The sequence below is a fragment of the Lactonifactor longoviformis genome, assembly GCF_042848515.1.
Classification (GTDB): Bacteria; Bacillota; Clostridia; order Lachnospirales; family Lachnospiraceae; genus Lactonifactor; species Lactonifactor longoviformis.
The window spans coordinates 2,756,791-2,778,785 of sequence record NZ_AP031453.1 but is presented as its reverse complement, the minus strand read 5'-3'; the positions used below and the strand labels follow the sequence as shown (position 1 = coordinate 2,778,785).

Below are 21,995 nucleotides of genomic sequence, written 5' to 3'. Positions count from 1 at the left end.
TTTTTCTACCTCCAAATATAATCTATACTTGCTTCTGTCTGGGATCCAGAATATCTCTCAGACTGTCTCCCAGCATATTAAATACTACTACAACAATGACAATGGCCAGCCCCGGGTAAATCATCAGCCAGGGTGCCTTCGCAATATACGCTCTCCCCTCGTTCAGCATAAGCCCCCATTCCGGTGTGGGCGCCGTAGCTCCAAACCCCAGAAAGGAAAGTCCGGCCAGTTCAAGCATCATACTGCCGATGTCTGTGGCGGCTGTTACAGCCATGGTCGCAATCATATTAGGGAGCACATACCGCAATAGTATCCTTCCTGTTTTTGTCCCCGTTACTTTTGCCGCTTCTATGTATACACTGTTTTTTATCTTTAGCACCAGGCTTCTGGAAAGTCTGGCATACTTTGTCCAGGTTACTGCACTGATGGCAACGACTGCATTAAGCATACTCGGCCCCAATAGCCCTGCTATGGCGATAGCCAGCACCATTCCCGGAAAAGAAATCATCATATCCGCAATGCGCATAATTATTTCATCCGTAATGCCCCCAAAATAGCCTGCAAGTACCCCCAAAAAGGTCCCCACTGCAAAAACCACCATCACCAACATAAGTGTCATGCTTAAAGAAGCTCTGGTGCCATAGATTACCCGGGATAGTACATCTCTTCCCATTTTGTCCGCTCCCCAGGCATAGGAAGCTCCAGGTGCTCTCAAAGAGTCTGTCATTATAGGATCCAGCGGATCTTTCGGAGCAATCCACGGGGCAAATACAGCAACTCCGATAATTGCCAGGGCAAGTATGGAAAAGATAGTAAATTGTTTGTGGTGCTTTATAAAATTCCAGGTCTTTTTCACTGCAGTGCCTCCTTCAGTCTTGGATCCAGATGGTGATAAGATAAATCAACCAGCAGATTGATGGCCATATAAATAAGAGCAATCCACAAAACATAGCCCTGAACCAGAGGATAATCTCTGGAAGTAATGGCACTGACTGCCATATTTCCCATACCCGGCCAGGAGAAAATTAGTTCAACCACTGCCGTCCCTCCCAGCAGATTCCCCAAAGAAAGTCCCAGAAGAGTAACCAGGGGAAGCATTGCGTTGGGAAGTACATGCCGCCAGAGAATAGTCCTCTCTTTCATGCCGCGCATGCGTGCCCCTGTCACATAGTCCTGATGTAACTCTTCCAGCACAGCAATACGCACCTGCCTGGTATACTTTGCCGACATGGCAAAGGCAAGGGTAAATGCAGGCAGAAGCAGGTGTCTCCAGTCAGTGCCACCCCCTGCAACAGGCAGCCATCCAAGTTTTACTCCAAAAACGCTCAGCAGTATCAGTCCCAGCCAGAAATTTGGGATGGAGATGCCCAGAAAGGTAGTTCCCCGTACGATATAGTCAACAAATTTATTCTGATAATAAGCAGCGAAGATTCCTGCCGGGACCGATATCACCAGCATGATGGCCAGAGATGTCAGGGACAGTTTCAGTGTAGGCAAAAGGCAGGACATCAGTTTGTCAAAAACCGGTACCTTCATGGAATAAGACGTCCCCATGTCACCCTGAATGATATTTTTCAGCCAGGTTCCGTACTGTATCAGAAAGGGTTTATCCAGGCCCAGCTCCGCCCTTGTCTTTTCCAGCAGTTCCGGAGTAGGAACATTTCCGCATTCCGTCAGCATAATCTCAGCCGGATCACCGGGTGACAAATAAGTAAGTCCAAAGGTAAAATAGCTTATTCCAAAAAGGACTATCACAATCTGAATCAACCGTTTTACAATTTGTTTTCTGTTCACATCAGTTCCTCCTTCTGCCCGGTCGCCTTCATCTGTCAACGGCGGGTCTCATCAATACTTCATCAAGCACAGACATATTTTCTTTAAAAGAAAAAGATGCAGCCAAAATTAGCCGCATCTAACCACTGAAATATAAATCCGCCGCAGTCTGCGGCGTATGATTCACACAAATAGTTACTTATCGACCGTAAGCAATTACTTCAACTCAACAATATAAGCAGTTCTCCTGACTTAGGTTCATAGCTTTTCACACCTTCCCAGAGCATCCTCCAGTGGTATCTTTGTGAAAAGCTCCCCATCACAGTGGCGGGACCGTACCGGAATCGCACCGGTTTCTCTTTTCATCCTGTTAGGAACTTATATCTTTATTCATTTAACATGGTCAATTATACCATAAAAAGTATAAATGTCCAGAAAATAGGTATTCCAATTTGTTATAAGTCAAGTTCTGTATTTACTGGTTTAGCGCACCTTTCCACCACTTTCGCTCTCCCAAAAGTTTATTCAGAAGGAAGAACAGAAGGTACCCGACGCACCCGCCAAAGGTATTCATGATCAGATCATCCACATCCGCAGAACGCCCGATAAAATATTGTAATGTTTCAATCCCGAAGATAAACACCATTACACATAATGCTGTCTTCCACCATTTTCTTACGGAAGGGAATACCACGGGCAGAATAAATCCCAGGGGAACCAGCATAACTGCGTTCATAAATAATTGTTCTATCATTTTGGCAAACCCCATGAGATAGGTTTCTTTTACCCACACAAATGGGACAAGGTTTAAAAAATGATACCCCGGATGAAAGGTTATCCCTCCCATGAAAACAGTGACATAAAGAATACTCAGGATTACCCCGATGAAGCAATAGATAGAGAGATGCCGTACAACAGGTCTTTTTCCATATTTCTTTTTGTTATATATATAAGCCGGTAGATAAATCAGAAAGGATACAACGGCTGTTATTGGAAACACCATTAGAACGTAAAAAATAATCATAGGATATCCCTGCCTTCTTTCATTAGTACCTGTATCACAGGCCTGTATAGTTCAAGTGTACCAGGTGTACTAACATAAATAGTACACCTGGTACACTTGAACTATACACAATTTATTCTGCAGCGTCAAGAAAGCAGAGAAAATCTTAAGGATATATTCAGAAACTTCAGAATGTATTAAAATACTTTTATTATAATATATTTGTAAGCAGAACCCAATATTATGGATCTTTCATTTATCATATCCGCACGCAAATAGTTAAGACGTCTCCAGAGTAACTTGCTGATATAGAACCACCTATTTTTTCAATTAAGGCTTTCGATATAGACAAACCTAAACCTGTTGATTTTCGGGCATTATTCACTGTATAGAAACGGTCAAATAATCGTTCCACCTGCACTTCCGTTAAACCTTTCGCATGATTTGAAAATAAAAATTCACCATTTTCAGTCAGCGTGATGTTCAGATCTCCATCACTATATTTAACGGCATTGCTCAATACATTTCCCAAAATACGGGATAAAGCATACTCATTTCCCTTCCGCAATATTTTTTTATCTGGGATAGATATCTGTGGAACAATATGATTTTGCTTAAGAATGGAATAATATACGGATATACTATTCTCTAAAATCCCGTTTAGTGTTACTGTTTCCAGCACCATGTCCTCTGTATCTGATATTGCTAATGTATAATGAAACAATTCTTCCGTGAGCTGATTCAAAGCCCGTGTGCGGTTTTCTATTGCCAAAAGATACGTTTTCCCAGTCGGTGAACATTCTTCGTTTCTCAGCAATTTCAGATACCCATAAATTGCTGTCAGAGGTGTTCTGAGATCGTGAGATATATTAGTAATAGCTTCTTTTAGTTCCAAATCTCCATATTCATATTTCTGTCTGCTTTGGTATAAATATTTCAGCTGTGTATTAAGAGCGGAAGCTAATTCCTTCATGTCTTTATCGTGGCTGGATATTTGGATAATTGTATTTGTATCAGATTTTAACTTTTCCGCAAAAGAGATGCGGATTTCCCTTGCAGACTTTTTTAAATAGTAAATTTTAAGTCCCAATATTATAATAATAAGCACAAATCCAATCATTACATAATATATCCAGTCTCCCATACATAACTCCTCTTTACTTAATGTCTTTCTTCTGAAAGAATACCATACCAGTGATTGTTGCAATGCAGGAAATAGCTGCTAAACATAACATTTTTAAGTTTAAATCCCCAAACTGCATACTCATATACTGATATGCCTGGCCCGAGGGTAGATAATTAAATAAAAATCCCAACACAGTACGTTTTACCCCTGTATAATAATCTGGCAAAGAAAGCATAGAACCAATATATGCTTCTGTAAATAAAGACAAAAACGAAGCAACCACACAAATGGCAACTGATATTGCTTTGTTATGACACAGCATAGAAAAGAAAGTATAAATCGAACAATACGAAGTAATCAATAAAAAGGAACTGAAGATAATTTTTAAGGCTTGGCTGATTTCTATGCGTAATGAGCCCAGAAGAGGCGTCCCCGCAACAAGTATTACTAGAATATATATGAAACACATAAATGACACAGCTAAAATATTTGTAATTAAATTTGAAAGATACACTTTAAATCTTGCATGACCCACAATTATTTTATTTCTTATAGTGCCGTCACTATACTCTGTCCCTGCAAAGAAACTGACAAAAATTGCACTTATTATTCCTGTGATGAAAGCATAGACAAATAGTATATCATCCAAGTTCAGGTCTTCGCCTAGCATTACAGACGATTTATATTCTGTAAGCATTTTGAATATACCATAGAGGAGCATAAATAATGAACCAAACCAAAAAAGTTTGTTTTTCCATAAACGTACAATGTTGGCGTGTAAAAGATTATTCATTATGAGAACCTCCTATCAAATTAATATAATAGCTTTCCAGGCTTTCATCCAGCTCATGCATGGATAAAACCTGACAATTTTCTTTTTCTAAAGCTAATACCAAAACAGAAATCGGAATATCCCCATAAACATTTGCCTGTGTATCTGAAAGTATATCATATTCAAAGTTCATTATGTCTAAAACATAAGCAAGAACTGATGTCTCAGTCACTGTTACTTGTGTACATTTTCTGCAATTTGTTTCCACTTCCTTTGCTGTAATTTCTTTTAGCATAGTTCCATTGTCTATAAATCCATAGTGTGTTGCTAATCTTGACAATTCATCCAGGATATGACTTGAAATTATTACTGTAATTTGGCGTTCACGATTCAGCTTCAAAATAAGTTCTCTAATTTCAATAATACCCTGTGGATCTAACCCATTTATTGGCTCGTCTAACATAAGCATATCAGGGCTGCCTGCCAATGCAAGTGCAATTCCTAATCTTTGACGCATACCTAGAGAGAAATTTTTCGCTTTCTTTTTCCCTGTATTTTCTAATCCTACTAATTTGAGCAATTCTGGTATATCTGCAAAGGAAGGAAGTCCTAATATACGATATTGCTCCTTCAGATTATCCGCTGCAGTCATATCAAGATAAATAGATGGAGTTTCTACAACAGCACCTATTCTTCTTTGAACCTCTAAAATTCTCTTATCTGTATTTTGGGTTCCGTATAATGTGTAATTTCCAGATGTGGGTTTTTGAAGACCGCATATCAGTCTGATTACAGTGGTTTTACCAGCTCCATTTTTACCTACTAACCCGTAGATTGCCCCTTTGGGAACGTGCATAGAGAGATTGTTTAATGCTTTGAAGTGCCTATATTCTTTACACAAGTGATTCGTACTTAACACATATTCCATAGCCGTTCACCCTCCTTGGTTTGTTCTATATTTACTGTCATTCTATAAGAGAAGTGTTAAGAAACCTGTAAAGAAAAGTGCAAAGAAACTGTAAAGCTTTACGATTCTGCCATCTTAAAACCTATTCCCCATACTGCTTCGATATAATCTTTGCCGGTTACCTCCCGCAATTTCTTTCTTAAATTACTAACATGTACGCGCAGCGAACTCTCCATACAGTCCGGTGTGTCTTCACTGATGCGGTCGAGTATAACCGTTTTTGTAAGAATCTGTTTTGGATTTTCCATTAAAAGCTTTAATATCGCAAATTCTGTCTTCGTTAATTTTACATTGCGATTAGTAATTTGAACCTCATGCGTGTCCAAATATAAGGTAATATCAGCATAGTTCAATGTCTGAACAGGGTTACATTTTGAAGTATCCCTAAGCTGTACAATTATCCTTGCCAGCAATTCATCAATTTCAAAAGGCTTTGTGATATAATCGGCAGCTCCATTCAGCAAAAGAGCCACCTTATCTTTCACATCAGCTTTCGCACTCATAACAATTACAGGAATATTTACTATTTGGGATAACACTTCTTCACCAGATAATCCTGGCAGCATCAAATCTAATAAAATCAAATCGGGTTTACAATTTGACAAAAACAGCAAAGCTTCTGTGCCGGAATAGGCGTGATAAACTTTGTATCCTGCCTGTGTCAAAATATTATCCAACATATCATTAATGTGTACATCGTCATCTATAATCAAAATATGATTCACTACATTTACCTCTATTAATTTCTTAATTTTCTTATCGGCTATTCTATCATATTCCTATCTAACATCCAGTATTTTATAAAAATGACGCAGATAATGTCTCCACTACCTACGCCATTTTTCCAGTACTATTTCATCACTAAATTAATAATCTTCTTTGGTACATAAATTTCTTTTATAATATTTCCGGTTAACTTATCCGCAATTGCTTCTTTACCCGCTGCAATTGCTTCTTCCTTGGAGCTTTCCGCGTTGATGCTGATAACTGCCCTGGTTTTGCCGTTGATCTGCACAGGCACTTCGATTTCATCGTCCTTCATCGCATTCTCATCTGCCTTTGGCCATAAGGTGTGGAAGACGGAGTCTTTGTGGCCATATGCTTCCCAGAGTTCCTCTGTGAGATGGGGTGCAAAAGGAGCCAGAAGCTGAATAAACGTCTCGATGGTCTCTTTGTCAATGCCCCCTGTCTTTTTTGCCAGATCAATAAATTTATTATTGTACTCCATAAAGCCGGAGATAACGGTGTTCAGACTAAAGCTTTCCAGACGCTGGGTAATGTCATATACCAGCTTATGGCGCAGCTTTACCATTTCCTTTGTCTGAGCGATACCGGCTTCTCTGCTGTCCATGGCCAGTTTCCAGAAACGGTTCAGGAAACGGTATACACCGTCAATGCCCCTGTCATCCCATTCCGCGTCCAGTTCCGGGGGACCTACAAACAGTTCATACAGGCGGAGAGAGTCACAGCCGTAATCTCTGACCAAATCGTCCGGGGATACTACATTTCCTTTGGATTTGCTCATCTTAATTCCGTTCTTTCCGGTTATCATCCCCTGATTGAACAGCTTCTGGAATGGCTCATCAAAGTCAATAGCTCCAATGTCGTACAGGAATTTGGTGTAGAAACGTGAATACAGCAAGTGGAGCACTGCATGTTCTACGCCTCCGATATACATATCTACAGGAAGGTATTTATCTGCCTTTTCTTTGGAGACCAGTTCATTATCATTTTTATTATCTACATACCGCAGGAAATACCAGGAGGAACCAGCCCACTGAGGCATAGTATTCGTCTCTCTTTTGGCAGGAGCCCCGCATACAGGGCAGGTAGTATTCACCCACTCGTCAATAGCTGCCAGAGGCGATTCCCCGGTCCCTGTGGGTTCATAGGAATCCACCTCAGGCAGAGTCAGCGGCAGCTGGTCTTCCGGAACAGGAACATTCCCACAGTGAGGACAATGGATGATAGGAATCGGTTCTCCCCAATAACGCTGACGGGAAAATACCCAGTCACGCAGTTTGTAATTCACTGTTTTCTTCCCAATTCCCATATTTTCGATCATCACAGGAGCTTCCTGTTTCAGAACAGCGGATTCCATGCCATTCCATTCGCCGGAATTGATCATGGTTCCCGAAGCCTCTGTGTAAGCCTCTGTCATATGCTCGATTTCTTTGCCGTCTTTAGCAATAACCTGGACAATCGGAATATTGAATTTTGTTGCAAACTCAAAGTCACGGTCATCGTGGGCAGGTACGCACATAATGGCTCCGGTTCCGTAATCTGCAAGTACATAGTCAGAGAGCCAAATCGGAGTTTTCGCCCCGTTCAGGGGATTGACCGCATAGCTGCCTGTGAATACACCTGTCTTTTCTTTGTCCTGCAGACGATCCACGTTTGATTTCATAGAAGCATCGTAGATATATTTTTCAACCGCTTCCTTTGTCTCGGCAGTCGCAAGGGAAGCTGCCAGCTTGTGCTCCGGAGCCAGAACCATAAAAGTAGCGCCATGAAGGGTATCCGGTCTGGTGGTGTACACTGTAATTTTCTCTTCTCTTCCTTCAACGGGGAAGTCAACCTCCGCGCCATAGGATTTGCCAATCCAATCAGACTGCATCTTTTTAACCTTTTCCGGCCAGTCCAGTTTGTCCAAATCACTTAAAAGGCGATCCGCATATTTTGTAATCCGCAGCATCCACTGGCGGAGATTCTTTTTGGTAACGGTGGCGCCGCAGCGCTCACAGCATCCGTTGACAACCTCTTCATTCGCCAGTCCTGTCTTACAGGACGGGCACCAGTTGATAGGGAATTCCTTTTCATAAGCCAGACCTTCCTTAAACATTTTCACAAAAATCCACTGGGTCCATTTATAAAAATTGGGATCTGTGGTATTTACTTCCCTGTCCCAGTCGTAGATAGCAGCAATATCATTGATCTGCTTTTTGATATTCGCAACATTCTCTGCTGTGGATTTTGCGGGATGTACGCCCATCTTTATGGCATAATTCTCTGCGGGAAGTCCAAAAGCATCCCATCCCATGGGATGGATCAGATAGTATCCCTGCATCATTTTATAGCGGCTCCATACATCAGAGATCACGTAGCCTCTCCAATGCCCAACATGGAGGCCATTTCCGGAAGGATATGGGAACATATCCAGACAATAATATTTGGGCTTCTGGCCGTCATCCACGTTTACCGGTTTTTCTTCCCAGTTCTTTCTCCACTTCTGCTCAATTGCCTTATGATTATAAGGTGTAGCCATGTTTCTTTCCTCCTACATATATGTGATTTGGTACAAAAAACCCTCCCGTGTCTATGCCCTATAAGACCATAGAGACGAAAGGGTTAACATTCCGTGGTACCACTCTACTTCATCCCAAAGGGGATGCACTCGTTCTTCTGTAACGGGAAGTTCCCGCCCTGGCCTACTGAAAGTATATGTTCAGCCAGAGAACTCTGAGGCGAGTTGGGAGTTCTTCACTGCTGCCTTCCACCTGCCGGCAGCTCTCTGAAAGCTGAGAGACTCTTACTGCTCCTCTTCTGCGTTTTTGTCTTATTGACTAACTGTTATTCTACCCAGAACGGGAAAATTTGTCAAGGGGATGCAGGAAATTCCTGTTTTACTCCATGATTTGTATGGTAACCGTCGTGCCTTCTTCCCTGGAGGACGCATAGCTCATCTTCCATCTGTGCAGTTTGATTATATCATAACACAGGGCAATACCGAACCCATTGTCTTTGACTGTCTCCCCGGGCCACCGATGGTTTTTGTTCAGATATCTGAGATCCTCTTCCCCTATCTCTTCACCATCATTCCAGACAGTAATGTATTTGCCCTTTCCGGTGAGCTTCACCCGATCGCCTGCTCTCTTCCCATTGGAAATCAGATTTTGAAACAGACATTTTATTAGGTTCGGATCCCCGGTGACGGAAATAATGTCATTCTCTATCTCAAGTCCTTCATAGCTTTCTTTCAGCTCCTGAAATAAAGTATCTGCGTTTATCTCCAAACAGCGGATGTTGCCTTCTCTAAGGTTTCCCATGATCAAAAGTCTGTCCACCCGTTCGGCCAGCGTGCGGGCTTCTTTTACAATCTGCTGTCCTGCAAAAAAACGATCCTCCTCGCATATCTTTCCCATCTGCACATATTGCCCGTAGCCCTGGATAACGGTAAGCGGATTTCTCAGCTCATGGGCAATATGATTGACCGGTTTATAAATTTTTTTCATCGTTATATAGAGCATTGTACCAATAATGGCTGCAAGCATAAGACTGGCACAGGCAAGGCCGGCGAGACGCCATTTTTGTTCTTTGTATACCTGACTGATATCCTCCATGTAAATTATCTCATACGAATTGCCCCGAATCTCTTCTGTATCATGGAGCAGCACATATTTTCGGCCGCTGTATGTTACAATATCCGCGCTGTATGCAAACTTCAGATCGTCGGGAATATAATTTACAATACTCTTTCCGTCTGCAGAGACAGACATCCTGGCATTCCCTGTGTAATATCCTCTGCAGATATATTTTATCTGTTCATTGATATCCGCCGTATCCTCGAACTCTGAGATTGCATAGGCAAACCGCTGTTCACCCATAAGGGCCATCTCTATCCACCGCTCCAGGTCATTCTTAAACAGCACCTGAGACAGACAGAAAAGGCCTGTATTCAGTACCAACAAAAATAACAGGAAGGTAATCAGATAATTTTTTTTCCATAGCTGCATCTTATACCTCCAGACGGTATCCATACTTAAAGATAGTTTTTATCTGCTGTTCCAGCCCCAATTTTCTCCTGATGCGCTGAATATGTACGTCTACGGTTCTGTCGTCACCGAAGTAATCCCTTCCCCAGGCAAGATCTAGAAGCTGGGCTCTTGAGAGTGCTATATTTTTATTAACAATTAAAGCCTGCAGAAGCTGAAACTCCCTGTTAGTCAGCACCACCTCTGTTCCCCTTCGGTATACCATATGTTCTTCCAGGTTAACCTGAAGATCCTTCAGACAAAATAGTTTCTCTTCTTTATGAAATCTCCGCAAAACCACCTGCACCCGCGCAATCAGCTCTTCCATAGCAAATGGTTTTACCATATAGTCCTCTGCTCCGCTGTTCAGTCCGCGCACACGGTCAGGCACCTGATCCCTCGCGGTAACATAGATAACAGGCAGTCCCCCTATCTCTTTTATCACCTGAAAGCCATCCATGTCCGGCAGATTGACATCCAATAACACCAAATCTATCCTAACCCCGCCGTCCTGCACCAGCCGCACTCCTTCCCGCCCTGTGTAGGCCTGAAGGCAATGATGTCCTGTCATTGTCAGTGTCCGCCGGATTAATTCATTAATCCCTCTCTCGTCTTCTACAATTAATATTTCTGCCACATTGCTTACCTTTCCACGCCGTCTTTTTTCTTTTATTTGGGATGATCTGAGGTTTCGTAAGCCAATTCCCCGATCTTAATCAGATCTTCCAGGGATAAATCCGATACCTTCATCTGTGAAGCATCCAGCCCAAGGGCATCACAGTAATCTTTGATTACCTGTCCGCCTCCGTCAAAGGCGTAGACGTCGCTGATATACACCTCTAAAGTAAAGACTCCCTCTTTTGCATTCTCTGAAAGAAGGGGGTTGTCTCCCAAATCCTTTTTCAGCGTTAATGCCTCCTCATAATTTCTCATATCTCTGGTGATGTCTTTCATCGTAACCGTCTCGTAGTCCAATCCGTAACGGGTGCACACCTCTTTTACAATCTCCTGATCCTCTACCACCTCCCGGTACAAAGTGCTGTCATACCAGCCCCGATAATAGGGAATCTCCTCTTTCACGCCCTCGTTCAGCGATTCCGAAGCTTCTTCCGCCACTCTGCGCTCGGTAAGATTCTGGCCATACACAGCCAGGATCCCCGCTGTTCCAGTGACTCCCAGAGCTGCTGCCGCTGCAATAATAATTACCTTATGTTTTCTCCATCTTTCTTTCCTCATAAACAGTCCTCCTTGTATCCTATCTGTTTTTTTTCTTCAATTACAGTGTACGGAAGACATATTGCAGACTTATTACAGGAGAAGAAAAACATGCACTTAATTATCATTTTTCAGAACCTCCATGGATAATATCAGATAGATTCTGTTTTTAGGGTCATCCAAATCCATACATAGAAAACGTCGGATCCGCCTTAGCCGTTCCAAAAAAGTTGTCCGGTGAATAAAAAGGACTTCTGCAGCTCTGCTTGTATTACACTTTTCCCGGTAATACGTTTCCAGGGTCTGCAGGTAAAAGGTCTGGTTCTGCCTGTCATATTCCTTCATGCGCAGAAGACCTTCCGGCACCAGTTCCTTTGGGGAAAGACTGCCTGTGCAGTTGTAAATCATATAGTCCAGACTGTATTCATCAAAGACATAATACCATTTCGTAGGGTCTTTCTTTTCTCCCGCCTCAAGCGCTGCCATCGCCTGAAGATAAGAAGTTCTGATATTGCGGATTCCCTTGGCCGCCCTTCCTTTTCCGGTCTTCAGATAGTTCTCCCGAATAAAGATCCGCAATTGTTCCTCTGCCGAGTCCCTGTGACTGCCCAGCAGAGTTTGATTCACTATTGTTACCAGGCAGTCTTCATATTCCAGCGCATATGCATACTGAAATACATGCTCCACCTGTGTACACTGGCTCCCGACAAAGCGGTACTTTTTTTCCAGCTCTGTAATCTTCAAACAGTAAACCTGATAGCTATGATCCTCTTCCCATTGTAAAGAGTCCATTACATGCTGAAGACTCTCTCTGTGTGTTTCTATCCCTGTTATCATACGTATCAAGACAGCGGTCTTTTCCTCCTGGTTCTGACGCAGCTGCATATAGTTCTGGTCATAATACAGGCAGATATATTCTCCCAGGTATTCTAACAAAAAGCGGTCACTGTCACGAAACGGAACCCGGCTTTCCTGGAGATTGAGACCAAGCGTATAATTCCCCTCACACCGCACTCGGTAGCTGAGATTACGGTATGGCAGAAATTTACTTTGATACAGGAATGCCGAGCTGCTTCTCCATAATTTTTGAAATTCTTTCTCAAAACGAAAACTGCACATAACATCCTGGCTGACGGTATCCGTATCCTGCTCTTCTGATTCCAAACCAGTTATTGCTAAAAAACGGTAATTTTGATCACACAAAAACAAGGGATTTTCAAAAATCCCTCTGCATGCATCTATCATACTTTGTATACATTTCCGCTTATTGACACAGCTCTGTAATTTTTCTTCCCAGGCGTTGTATTTTTCAAAAATCTCCATAATGCGGTTCAGATATGCCTCTGTCCCCTGTCTGGCCGCTGCCAGGACAGTACCCTTCCGGGAGGCCTCAGAGAGAGAAAGTTCCTCCAGTCTGCCTGTATATAGCAGACAGCTTCCTTTTTTCAGCTCCGGCATCTGTTCCAGTGTTTCCTTTGAACCTATATACAAATATCCGGCTTCCAGAGAATGCTCTCCCTGGTACATACGTACCTTTGAGAGAAGAGGCTTTTTAAAGCCATCTCCTTCTATGAAGCCAATCAGCTTGCCTTCCAGCTCTTCCTTTATTATACATGCACTTAGTCTCATCCGTATTCTCACCTTATCTTATATCTTTCTCAATTATACTTCCTGATGCCAAAGCTTTCAACGTTTTTACTTTTCAATACTACAAATTGATGTGCCATTTATCAAAATCCGCTCTGTATTGCGGATAGAAAAAATAGTTAAAAGCTTCTACAATTATAATAAAAAACAGATAGGGAGGCAGCTGCATGAATGCAAAAGAAAACCTGATTCGCACACTTACCGTAGACCATCCCCAATGGGTTCCTGATATGCTGAAGGATTTTCGTTATCTGATTGGTCAGGCTGAAATTGGAGAAATGGAGGAAAATGATTATGACTGGTTCGGAGTTCATTGGACCTCATCCGCCGACGGACCCGGTATGCCCGCCCCTACTCCGGGCAGAGAAGTTTTAAAGGATATAGCCGATTGGAAAAACTCTGTTGTATTTCCAGATCTGGATGCTGTAGACTGGGATTTCATTGCTGAAAAGTGGGGAGTACTGAAGGACCGGGACACGATTGCGAATTATTATCTCATTCCCCAGGGTATTTTTGAACGGACTCACGCCCTGATGGGCTTTGAGCAGGCATTGATTGCCTTATATGAAGAACCCGAGGCCTATGAAGAGCTTGTGGAGGCCATTACCTGTTATAAAATCAAGCTATACCAGAAGCTGATAGATCATATGGGCGCAGATGTCATTGCACACAGCGATGATTTTGGCACACAAATCAGTACTTTTATCTCCCCTGCGATCTTCCGCAAACTTTTTAAACCCCGACTGAAACGGATTGCAGATGCGATTCATGAGAAGGGATGCATTGCTATTATGCACAGCTGCGGAAAAGTGGATGCTTTGGTGGATGATTTTGCAGAGTGCGGTTTTGACGGTTGGGAGCCCTGTATGGTGTGCAATGATCTGGACAGTCTTGTAGAAAAACATGGACACCACTTTTCCTTCAGCGGAGGGCTGAATGCCCAGGCACTAAATGTTCCATCTACTACAGAGGAAGATATACGGGAAGAGCTTCACAGGCGAATCGGACAGCTGGGCCGTTTTGGGGGCTATATACCGGCTTATGTATTGCTGGAACCCAGATTCTATAAGGTCTGTTCTGAGGAAATCAAAAAATATAAATTAAGGTAATTTAAAACCGGCGATATGCTCTCTTTTAGAGGCATATCGCCGGTTATCTTATTCTATCACTATTACTGTATTGGCAGGTGAGTCCTCAGAATATTCAAAAGAAATGGTGTCACCAATATCATACCCTATAATCTGCGGAAAATCTACAACCGGCACATCAAAGATTCCATCTTTGCCGGTAAGCGTTATATAAAAATGGGAATTTCCGTCAATAACTGCCTGGGCCATCTTCTCTATGGCGCCGCTGACCTTTAGATTATCACTTCCTCCGGCATTGGAGATGCCCATCCCGGACAGCAGCTTCGTGTATTGTTTCTGACACTCGGCCACAGTATCCCCTATGGCAACATTCTGATACTTCTGTATATTAACCATAGCATACTTTTTCACCAGTCCTGCCTCATCCTTCAGAGCCATAAAGTACGTAGGCTCATTGCTGATGTTTAAAAGAAGAGGGAAGGTTGCTTTATATCCCAGATTCTGTACCTGTCCCTGGGCAGAGTCCATAGCTGAGTACTCTTCCGCGCCGCTTACCGGATAATATCTGGTTTCCATGGTTCTCTGGTTCATGAGCACAAAAGCAACGTTAGAACGATCTCCTGTGACAGAGGTAATACCGGTATATACCCATACATCGTCATCCATAGCAATATAATTAAACCCTTCTGTTGTTTTCAGACATCCCTTCTGTCCTAATACACTGTTCAGGAAACCATTTTTCAAAGTACCGTGATAATTATACAGCTGGATCAGCAGTTCAGCCGGATAGACACGGTCTACCCAAGTCGGACACTCATCCACGGGAACGTCCACCGTCTCCCCGGTAACTGCGTTGCACAGCACCACTCTGCCGATGGTCTGGCCGCCAAACAAGCCGATATTAAATTTTTTCACCGGACAGATCCAGTACGGCGTCCCTGTCTCGTCGATCTCAAAACTCAGCTGATCGAACATGTACGTAGGGTAGCGGAAACGCAGGTGTCTGTAGATGTTTCTGTTAAAATACTCAGACATAGAATATTTAATGCCTTCATTCAGCTTGACCAGTTCTGTATTTTGTGTGGTCATATCAATGGTAATATAGGCTGGAATACCGGCCTTTTGGTTAGTCAGCCACTTAATTGGACTGGCATATTCCAAAGGCGTCACACGGACAGGCTTTCCCTGATAATTGATCTGAGAATACAGATCACTCACCTGGAACTGAGAAACCATATCTACCATGCTCCCCATTTTACGGTTGCCCAGCAAAACCGCAGAATCCTTGTCCAGGAGAGGAATTCTGTCGAAATCTGCCTGCTCAATATCCTCTGTAAAATCTCCTTCGGTCTGGGTGATTAATTTCTGATACTTTTTGGCATTTACAATGGGGGAAGAAAGAACAGATCCAATCAGGTAAACAACTGCAATCAGAATGATTACCCCAAGACCAACTTTAATAATCTTGTTTTCTTTGATATCTTTGACGCTGTGAAAGCTGCTTCTTCTGCGGAGCCCGTAAATCACCAGGATCACTGCTACCACCGCTGCCAGGAAAAACCAGAATCCGCTCTCGTGGATATTGATTGCCGGCAGTGTGACGTAATAATAGATGCCCGCTAAAATGATAACTGCCAGAACAGCTATTATCTTACTTTTTTTTGTACTCATAGTATAGTCTCCTTCTTATGACTTTGATTGTTATTCTAGCAACTTTCCGGGGTAAATTCAACGGTTTTCGAAAAAAAGAAGGCAATCCTCTTCACAGAAGCCGGACTGCCTTCTCTTGCTCTTTCTTTAAAACAGCTTTTTAACCTGCATTAGTTATCTTCAGAATCTGTCAGATGGCTGGCTCTTGCTTCAATTTCCTTCTCCTGTATATCGGAGGGTGCCTGCTCATAGCGGGCAAATTCATAGGAGAAGTCACCGCTTCCGCCGGTCATGGATCTGAGATCTGTGGAATATCCATAGATAGACAGCATGGGTACATCTGCCTCGATAACCTGATTGCCGTTCTTATCCGGATTCATCCCAAGCACACGGCCTCTTCTCTTGTTGAGGTCACCCATAACATCACCGGTAAATCTGTCAGGAACCGTCACTTTCATGGATACAATAGGCTCCAGAAGAACCGGAGACGCATCCATAAAGCCTTTTTTAAATGCCATAATCGTTGCCATCTTAAATGCCATCTCAGAGGAGTCTACGGTATGATAAGAGCCGTCATACAGAATTGCCTTGACTCCCACAACAGGATATGCCGCAAGAGGGCCCTTCAGCACAGATTCCTGCATACCTTTTTCCACAGCAGGGAAGTAGTTCTTGGGAACTGCGCCTCCCACAACGATCTGTTCAAATACAAACGGAGTCTCCAGGTCTCCGGATGGTTCAAATTTCATCTTAACATGCCCATACTGGCCGTGGCCGCCGGACTGTTTTTTATACTTGCCTTCCACATCCGACATCTTGCGGATGGTTTCCCTGAAAGGTACTTTCGGCTTGGTAAGTTCGATCTCCACCCTGTACTGCTCTTTCAATTTACTCTGAATAATGTCCAGATGCTGATCACCCATACCATAGAGAAGCGTCTGGCGGTTGGCTGCATCATTTACTACCTTCATGGTGAGATCTTCCTGCATCATTTTGCCGAAGGCCTGGGAGATCTTATCCACATCACCCTTATTCTTTGCTTTATAACGTTTGTAGGTGTATGGCACCGATATCTCAGGTTTGCCGTATACCACAGGAGTTGCCTTGGTTGCCAGTGAGTCGCCGGTAACTAAGGTATTGGCTTTGCCGATGGCGCCGATATCTCCGGCATGAAGCTCCGGAACCTCAATGGGCTTATTGCCTTCCAATACATATAATTTATTCAGTTTCTCTTCCGTGTCTTTTTCCACATTATAGAGGGTGTCATCTGATTTGATAACTCCTGAACACACTTTAATCAGAGAGTATTTTCCGATGAACGGGTCTACAATTGTTTTAAATACCCTGGCGGTTTTTGCTTTGGCAAAATCGTAATTGGCCTCATAGATTTCGTTTGTCTTCTTGTTGATGCCTGCCATCTCCCTCTGATCCGGTCCTGGGAAGTATCCGCAGATATCGTCCAGCAGATTAGACACACCCTGCAGATTGATGGTGGAACCCATACATACAGGTACAATGCTTCCGTCACAAACATTCATCTTAAGAGCCGCAGAAATCTCAGCAATGGAGAATTCTTCTCCGCCGAAATACCGGTCCATGAACTCTTCACTGATCTCTGCCACAGATTCCATAAGTGTTTCCCTGTATTTGTCCAGGTATTCCTGAGAGTAATCGGGCACCGGGCACTCTGTTTTTTTATCTTTTTCAACATAGCGCCTTCCGGCCTGTTTTACTACGTTTACATATCCTACAAATTTGCCGTCCTCACGGATAGGGAAGTGTATCGGTGCGATTTTCTTTCCGTAAAGCTCTGTCAAATCTTCAACCACCTGGCGATAGCTGACATCATCTACATCCATTTCCGTTACAAAGAACATACGGGGAAGTTTATATTTTTCACATAAGTCCCATGCCTTTTGGGTGCCAACCTGAACCCCTGACTTTCCGGAGACTACTATAATGGCAGCGCCTGCAGCACTTACGGCTTCTTCCACTTCTCCTACAAAGTCAAAATATCCGGGGGTATCCAGAATATTAACTTTATTCTTGCCCCACACAATGGGCACTAATGATGTAGAAATGGAAAAATGACGTTTGATTTCTTCTTTATCAAAATCGCTGACAGTATTGCCATCGTCTACCTTCCCAAGGCGGTTTGTAATTCCTGACAGGTAAGCCATTGCCTCTGTTAAACTAGTCTTTCCGGCGCCTCCATGACCCAACAGGACCACATTTCTTATTCGGTCTGTTCTAAAAACGTCCATATGTAATACCTCCCATTTATTAATATGTGTATATTTTACTAAAAAAAATGAGATAATTCAAGTAATTTATTCACTTTTAACAATGAATATTCGATTTTCTTTCAGAATCTTCTTTATATATCTTCACTTTAAAGCGCAACGCTTTAAAGCAATAAATCGTTGACAATTACCGACACTTGCTTTACAATAAGAAAAGCAGTCAGAAATGACTCTTACACCTAAATGACTGCCGTACGATGAGACCCGTGCGGACGCCCATGGGACACCTGTTGCGAACCGTCCCGGGGGAATTAAATGAATGGAACTAAAGGGAGATATGAACTATGATTATCGTTATGAAACCAAACGCTACGGATTCGGCCATCAATGACGTCATACAGAGAATTCAGGAAAATGGCCTGGAAACCCACCTGTCAAAAGGAAAACAAGTTACTATCATCGGATGTGTGGGAGACAAGACACGTCTGGCAGACAAAAATATAGAAATCATGCCCTATGTAGACAAGCTTGTCCCAGTTACAGAGAGCTATAAACTGACAAATAAGAAGTTTCATCCCTCTCCTTCTTCGGTATCTGTGGACGGATGGGTCATCGGCCCGGAAACCCTCACAATAATGGCAGGCCCCTGCGCGGTGGAGACAGAAGAACAGCTTCTGGCTATCGCACATGCAGTAAAGGAATCGGGGGCTCAGTTTGTCAGGGGCGGGGCTTACAAACCCAGAACCAGCCCATACTCTTTCCAGGGACTGGAGGAAGAGGGCCTGAAATATATGCAGACAGCAAAAAAAGAAACCGGACTTCGCACGATCTGTGAAGTAATCAGTGAAGAGGCTATTAATGCTGCCGTAAAGTATGTGGATATGATACAGATCGGAGCACGCAATATGCAGAACTTTCAGCTGTTGAAGGAGGCCGGAAAGTCCGGGCTGCCGGTACTTTTAAAGCGAGGCCTCGCCGCTACCATTGACGAGTGGCTGAATGCTGCGGAATATATCATCGCAGAGGGCAATCCCAATGTAGTTCTCTGCGAAAGGGGCATTCGTACCTTTGAGACTGCTACCAGGAATACGCTGGACATCAGTGCGGTGCCAGTATTGAAGGAAAAAACCCACCTGCCGGTCATTGTAGATCCCAGCCATGCGACCGGAGTATACAGCTACGTGCCGCCTCTGGCAAAAGCTGCCGTGGCCTGCGGCGCCGACGGACTAATGATTGAAGTGCACAACGATCCGGCACATGCTATGTCAGATGGTCCCCAGTCTCTTACCTTTGAGAACTTCCGGGAACTTTCCGCGGAATTAAAGCCCTATGTAGCCCTTGCGGGGAGGAAACTGTAATGGAACCCGCAGCTGCCGGCTTTATCGGCCTGGGACTGATCGGAGGCTCCATTGCAAAGGCGCTGAAAAAGTTTTATCCCCAATGCAGAATTTATGCCTATGACAAAGATGAACTGTCCCTGAAAAAGGCGAAGGAGGAAGGTATCGTAGATATCATCTGCCGGGAGCAGGACGCCGGAATCAGTGAGTGCTCTATTATTTTCCTGTGCGCACCAGTTTCCGCAAATATTTCTTATCTGAGAAGTCTGAAATCTATCCTTCGTCCGGAATGCATTCTCACGGATGTAGGAAGCGTAAAAGGAGATATTCACAAAGTTGTGAAGGCACTGAAGCTGGAAGAGTATTTTATCGGAGGTCATCCCATGGCAGGATCTGAGAAGTCAGGATACCAGAATTCTTCGGATCATCTGATTGAGAATGCCTATTTTATCCTTACTCCCTCTGAGGGAGTAAGCCTGCAGAAGATCAGCGATTATTCTGAATTGGTGAACTCGCTGGGTGCCATTCCTATGATTCTCACCTGGGAAGAACATGATTATATCACAGCAGCAATCAGCCATCTTCCCCACGTTGTGGCATCGTCTCTGGTGAATCTTGTGGAACGTCTGGATTCCTCTGAGGAGCATATGAAAATGATTGCCGCCGGGGGATTTAAAGATATTACAAGAATTGCCTCCTCTTCCCCTGTTATGTGGCAGCAGATCTGTCTTACCAACCAGGATAACATTTCCAGGGTGCTGGATGAATATATCCGTCTGATTGTGCAGGCAAAGTATCTGATCGATCAGGGAGACAGCGATGGCCTTTACCAGATGTTTTCGGATTCCAGAGACTACAGGAATTCTTTGGATTCCTCTCCTCTGGGTCCCATCAAAAAGACTTATATTCTCTACTGTGATATTGTAGATGAGACCGGCGCCATTGCCACCATCGCCACAACTCTGGCAATGGATCAGATTAGTATCAAAAATATTGGCATTGTACACAACAGGGAGTTTGAAGAAGGAGTTCTCAAGATTGAATTTTATCAGGAGGATGCCATGACCAGTGCGGCGGAACTCCTGAGAAAACGTAATTATATCATTTATGAAAGATAATTTTGTACTTAGGAGGGACTTATGAAGATCAAGAAACTTACCTCTCCTCTTCGGGGAGAATTGAATGTCCCGGGAGATAAATCGATTTCCCACAGAGCCATAATGCTGGGGGCAATATCAATGGGCACTACCTCTGTCACGAACTTTCTTCAGGGGGCTGACTGCCTTTCTACCATCTCCTGTTTTCGCAAAATGGGTGTACCTGTAGAGATGGAAAAGGAGGAGATCCTGGTGAGAGGGAAAGGGCTGCACGGCCTTTCCAGACCTGACACAGTTTTAGATGTGGGAAACAGCGGAACCACTACACGTCTTCTGGCCGGCATATTGGCCGGGCAGAACTTTGACAGTGAGCTCACCGGGGATGAATCCATACAATCCCGGCCGATGAAAAGAATTATACGCCCCCTTACACAGATGGGGGCCGGTGTTACCAGCGTCCGGGGCAACGGGTGTGCTCCTCTCCATATAGAAGGACGCACCTTAAAGGGAATCCATTATGACTCACCTGTGGCATCTGCACAGGTAAAATCCTGTTTGCTTCTTGCAGGACTTTATGCGGATGACATTACCAGTGTCACGGAGCCTTATCTCTCCAGAAACCATTCAGAGATTATGCTGGATTACTTTGGAGCCACCCTCACTGCGGAGGATACCACGGTAACTATCTATCCGGACCCGATTCTGGAAGGTCAGAAAGTATCTGTTCCCGGGGATATCTCATCCGCCGCCTATTTTATTGGCGCTGCCCTTCTGGTACCAGGGTCAGAGATATTGATACGCAATGTAGGGGTGAATCCTACCCGAAACGGTATCCTGCGGGTGTGCGAAAAAATGGGTGCGGATATTACCCTTATGAATGTATCTGCAGAGGAAGGTGAGCCCACTGCCGATATTCTGGTACGTCACAGTTCTCTCCACGGCATTACCATAGACGGTTCCATCATCCCCTCCCTGATCGATGAGGTACCCGTGATCGCGGTCTTGGCCGCTTTTGCCCAGGGTGAAACTGTGATAAAAGATGCCCAGGAATTAAAAGTAAAGGAATCCAACCGTATTGATGTGGTGGTCAGCAATCTAAAGGCTATGGGAGCAGATGTCACGGCAACAGATGACGGTATGATAATCCGGGGAGGACAGCCCTTAACAGGCGCCCTTATTGACACAAAAAGGGACCACCGAATCGCCATGTCCTTTGCAGTGGCCGGACTGGCGGCCAAGGGAGAGACACAACTTTGCAACGGAGAGTGTGTCACCATCTCCTACCCCGGATTCTATCAGGATTTGGCCGCGCTCTCCAGATAAACT

General features: G+C 43.8%; 18 protein-coding genes, 1 riboswitch and 1 other annotated feature. Of the genes, 4 read left to right on the top strand and 14 right to left on the bottom strand.

Annotated elements, in window-relative coordinates; translation table 11 throughout:
* Positions 1 to 22 precede the first annotated feature (22 nt).
* The 12 genes from nikC to ACGHCT_RS12720 all read right to left on the bottom strand — a co-directional run bounded on the left by nikC (position 23) and on the right by ACGHCT_RS12720 (position 13,236).
* Complete coding sequence (gene nikC / locus ACGHCT_RS12775; protein WP_256281308.1) at positions 23 to 856, bottom strand: nickel transporter permease; 834 nt, start codon at positions 854 to 856, stop codon at positions 23 to 25.
* Positions 853 to 1,794: a nickel ABC transporter permease gene (nikB, locus tag ACGHCT_RS12770; protein ID WP_226903488.1), complete on the bottom strand. Its 942-nt coding sequence runs from the start codon at positions 1,792 to 1,794 to the stop codon at positions 853 to 855. Before nikB ends, nikC begins: the two co-directional genes overlap by 4 nt.
* 198 nt (positions 1,795 to 1,992) lie before the next feature.
* Positions 1,993 to 2,170, bottom strand: a riboswitch (cobalamin riboswitch).
* Between the two features lie 78 nt (positions 2,171 to 2,248).
* A complete protein-coding gene (locus ACGHCT_RS12765; RefSeq protein WP_390436174.1) occupies positions 2,249 to 2,797 on the bottom strand; it encodes a VanZ family protein in 549 nt (182 codons plus the stop codon).
* Between the two features lie 238 nt (positions 2,798 to 3,035).
* Entirely contained in the window at positions 3,036 to 3,920 is an 885-nt protein-coding gene (locus tag ACGHCT_RS12760; protein ID WP_154261775.1) for a HAMP domain-containing sensor histidine kinase, read from the bottom strand.
* Positions 3,921 to 3,933: 13 nt separating this feature from the next.
* Positions 3,934 to 4,695 carry an ABC transporter permease subunit gene (locus ACGHCT_RS12755; protein WP_390436173.1) on the bottom strand — a complete coding sequence of 254 codons (762 nt, stop codon included), beginning with the start codon at positions 4,693 to 4,695 and terminating at the stop codon, positions 3,934 to 3,936.
* On the bottom strand, positions 4,688 to 5,602 hold the full coding sequence (locus ACGHCT_RS12750; protein ID WP_226903492.1) for an ABC transporter ATP-binding protein: 915 nt from the start codon (positions 5,600 to 5,602) through the stop codon (positions 4,688 to 4,690). Before ACGHCT_RS12750 ends, ACGHCT_RS12755 begins: the two co-directional genes overlap by 8 nt.
* Positions 5,603 to 5,700: 98 nt before the next feature.
* Positions 5,701 to 6,366, bottom strand: coding sequence for a response regulator transcription factor (locus ACGHCT_RS12745; protein ID WP_256281302.1), 666 nt, complete (start codon positions 6,364 to 6,366; stop codon positions 5,701 to 5,703).
* 125 nt (positions 6,367 to 6,491) lie between these two features.
* Positions 6,492 to 8,906, bottom strand: coding sequence for a leucine--tRNA ligase (gene leuS, locus ACGHCT_RS12740; protein ID WP_256281301.1), 2,415 nt, complete (start codon positions 8,904 to 8,906; stop codon positions 6,492 to 6,494).
* 67 nt (positions 8,907 to 8,973) lie between these two features.
* Positions 8,974 to 9,196: a binding site (T-box leader), on the bottom strand.
* A 68-nt stretch (positions 9,197 to 9,264) separates the two neighbouring features.
* Positions 9,265 to 10,374 carry a HAMP domain-containing sensor histidine kinase gene (locus ACGHCT_RS12735; protein ID WP_173015677.1) on the bottom strand — a complete coding sequence of 370 codons (1,110 nt, stop codon included), beginning with the start codon at positions 10,372 to 10,374 and terminating at the stop codon, positions 9,265 to 9,267.
* A 1-nt stretch (position 10,375) separates the two neighbouring features.
* Entirely contained in the window at positions 10,376 to 11,029 is a 654-nt protein-coding gene (locus tag ACGHCT_RS12730) for a response regulator transcription factor (protein ID WP_226903495.1), read from the bottom strand.
* 32 nt (positions 11,030 to 11,061) lie between these two features.
* Positions 11,062 to 11,628 carry a hypothetical protein gene (locus ACGHCT_RS12725; RefSeq protein ID WP_154261780.1) on the bottom strand — a complete coding sequence of 189 codons (567 nt, stop codon included), beginning with the start codon at positions 11,626 to 11,628 and terminating at the stop codon, positions 11,062 to 11,064.
* 96 nt (positions 11,629 to 11,724) lie between these two features.
* Positions 11,725 to 13,236 carry a PucR family transcriptional regulator gene (locus ACGHCT_RS12720; RefSeq protein ID WP_390436170.1) on the bottom strand — a complete coding sequence of 504 codons (1,512 nt, stop codon included), beginning with the start codon at positions 13,234 to 13,236 and terminating at the stop codon, positions 11,725 to 11,727.
* A gap of 185 nt (positions 13,237 to 13,421) precedes the next feature.
* Here ACGHCT_RS12720 and ACGHCT_RS12715 point away from each other — a divergent pair, with 185 nt between their 5' ends.
* Positions 13,422 to 14,363 (top strand): uroporphyrinogen decarboxylase family protein, encoded by a 942-nt coding sequence (locus ACGHCT_RS12715; protein ID WP_154261785.1) that lies wholly within the window; start codon positions 13,422 to 13,424, stop codon positions 14,361 to 14,363.
* A 48-nt stretch (positions 14,364 to 14,411) separates the two neighbouring features.
* Here ACGHCT_RS12715 and ACGHCT_RS12710 read toward each other — a convergent pair whose 3' ends face one another.
* A complete protein-coding gene (locus tag ACGHCT_RS12710; protein WP_390436168.1) occupies positions 14,412 to 16,013 on the bottom strand; it encodes a CvpA family protein in 1,602 nt (533 codons plus the stop codon).
* A gap of 149 nt (positions 16,014 to 16,162) precedes the next feature.
* Positions 16,163 to 18,256 (bottom strand): translation factor GTPase family protein, encoded by a 2,094-nt coding sequence (locus tag ACGHCT_RS12705; RefSeq protein ID WP_154262869.1) that lies wholly within the window; start codon positions 18,254 to 18,256, stop codon positions 16,163 to 16,165.
* A 323-nt stretch (positions 18,257 to 18,579) separates the two neighbouring features.
* Between ACGHCT_RS12705 and aroF the strand changes: the two genes are divergently transcribed.
* From aroF to aroA, 3 genes are read left to right on the top strand one after another with little or no spacing between them, the layout of a single operon-like run.
* Positions 18,580 to 19,593 carry a 3-deoxy-7-phosphoheptulonate synthase gene (gene aroF, locus ACGHCT_RS12700; protein WP_154262878.1) on the top strand — a complete coding sequence of 338 codons (1,014 nt, stop codon included), beginning with the start codon at positions 18,580 to 18,582 and terminating at the stop codon, positions 19,591 to 19,593.
* On the top strand, positions 19,593 to 20,690 hold the full coding sequence (locus tag ACGHCT_RS12695) for a prephenate dehydrogenase (RefSeq protein WP_154262881.1): 1,098 nt from the start codon (positions 19,593 to 19,595) through the stop codon (positions 20,688 to 20,690). Before aroF ends, ACGHCT_RS12695 begins: the two co-directional genes overlap by 1 nt.
* Before the next feature lie 21 nt (positions 20,691 to 20,711).
* On the top strand, positions 20,712 to 21,992 hold the full coding sequence (gene aroA / locus ACGHCT_RS12690; RefSeq protein WP_390436165.1) for a 3-phosphoshikimate 1-carboxyvinyltransferase: 1,281 nt from the start codon (positions 20,712 to 20,714) through the stop codon (positions 21,990 to 21,992).
* The last annotated feature ends 3 nt before the right edge of the window (positions 21,993 to 21,995 follow it).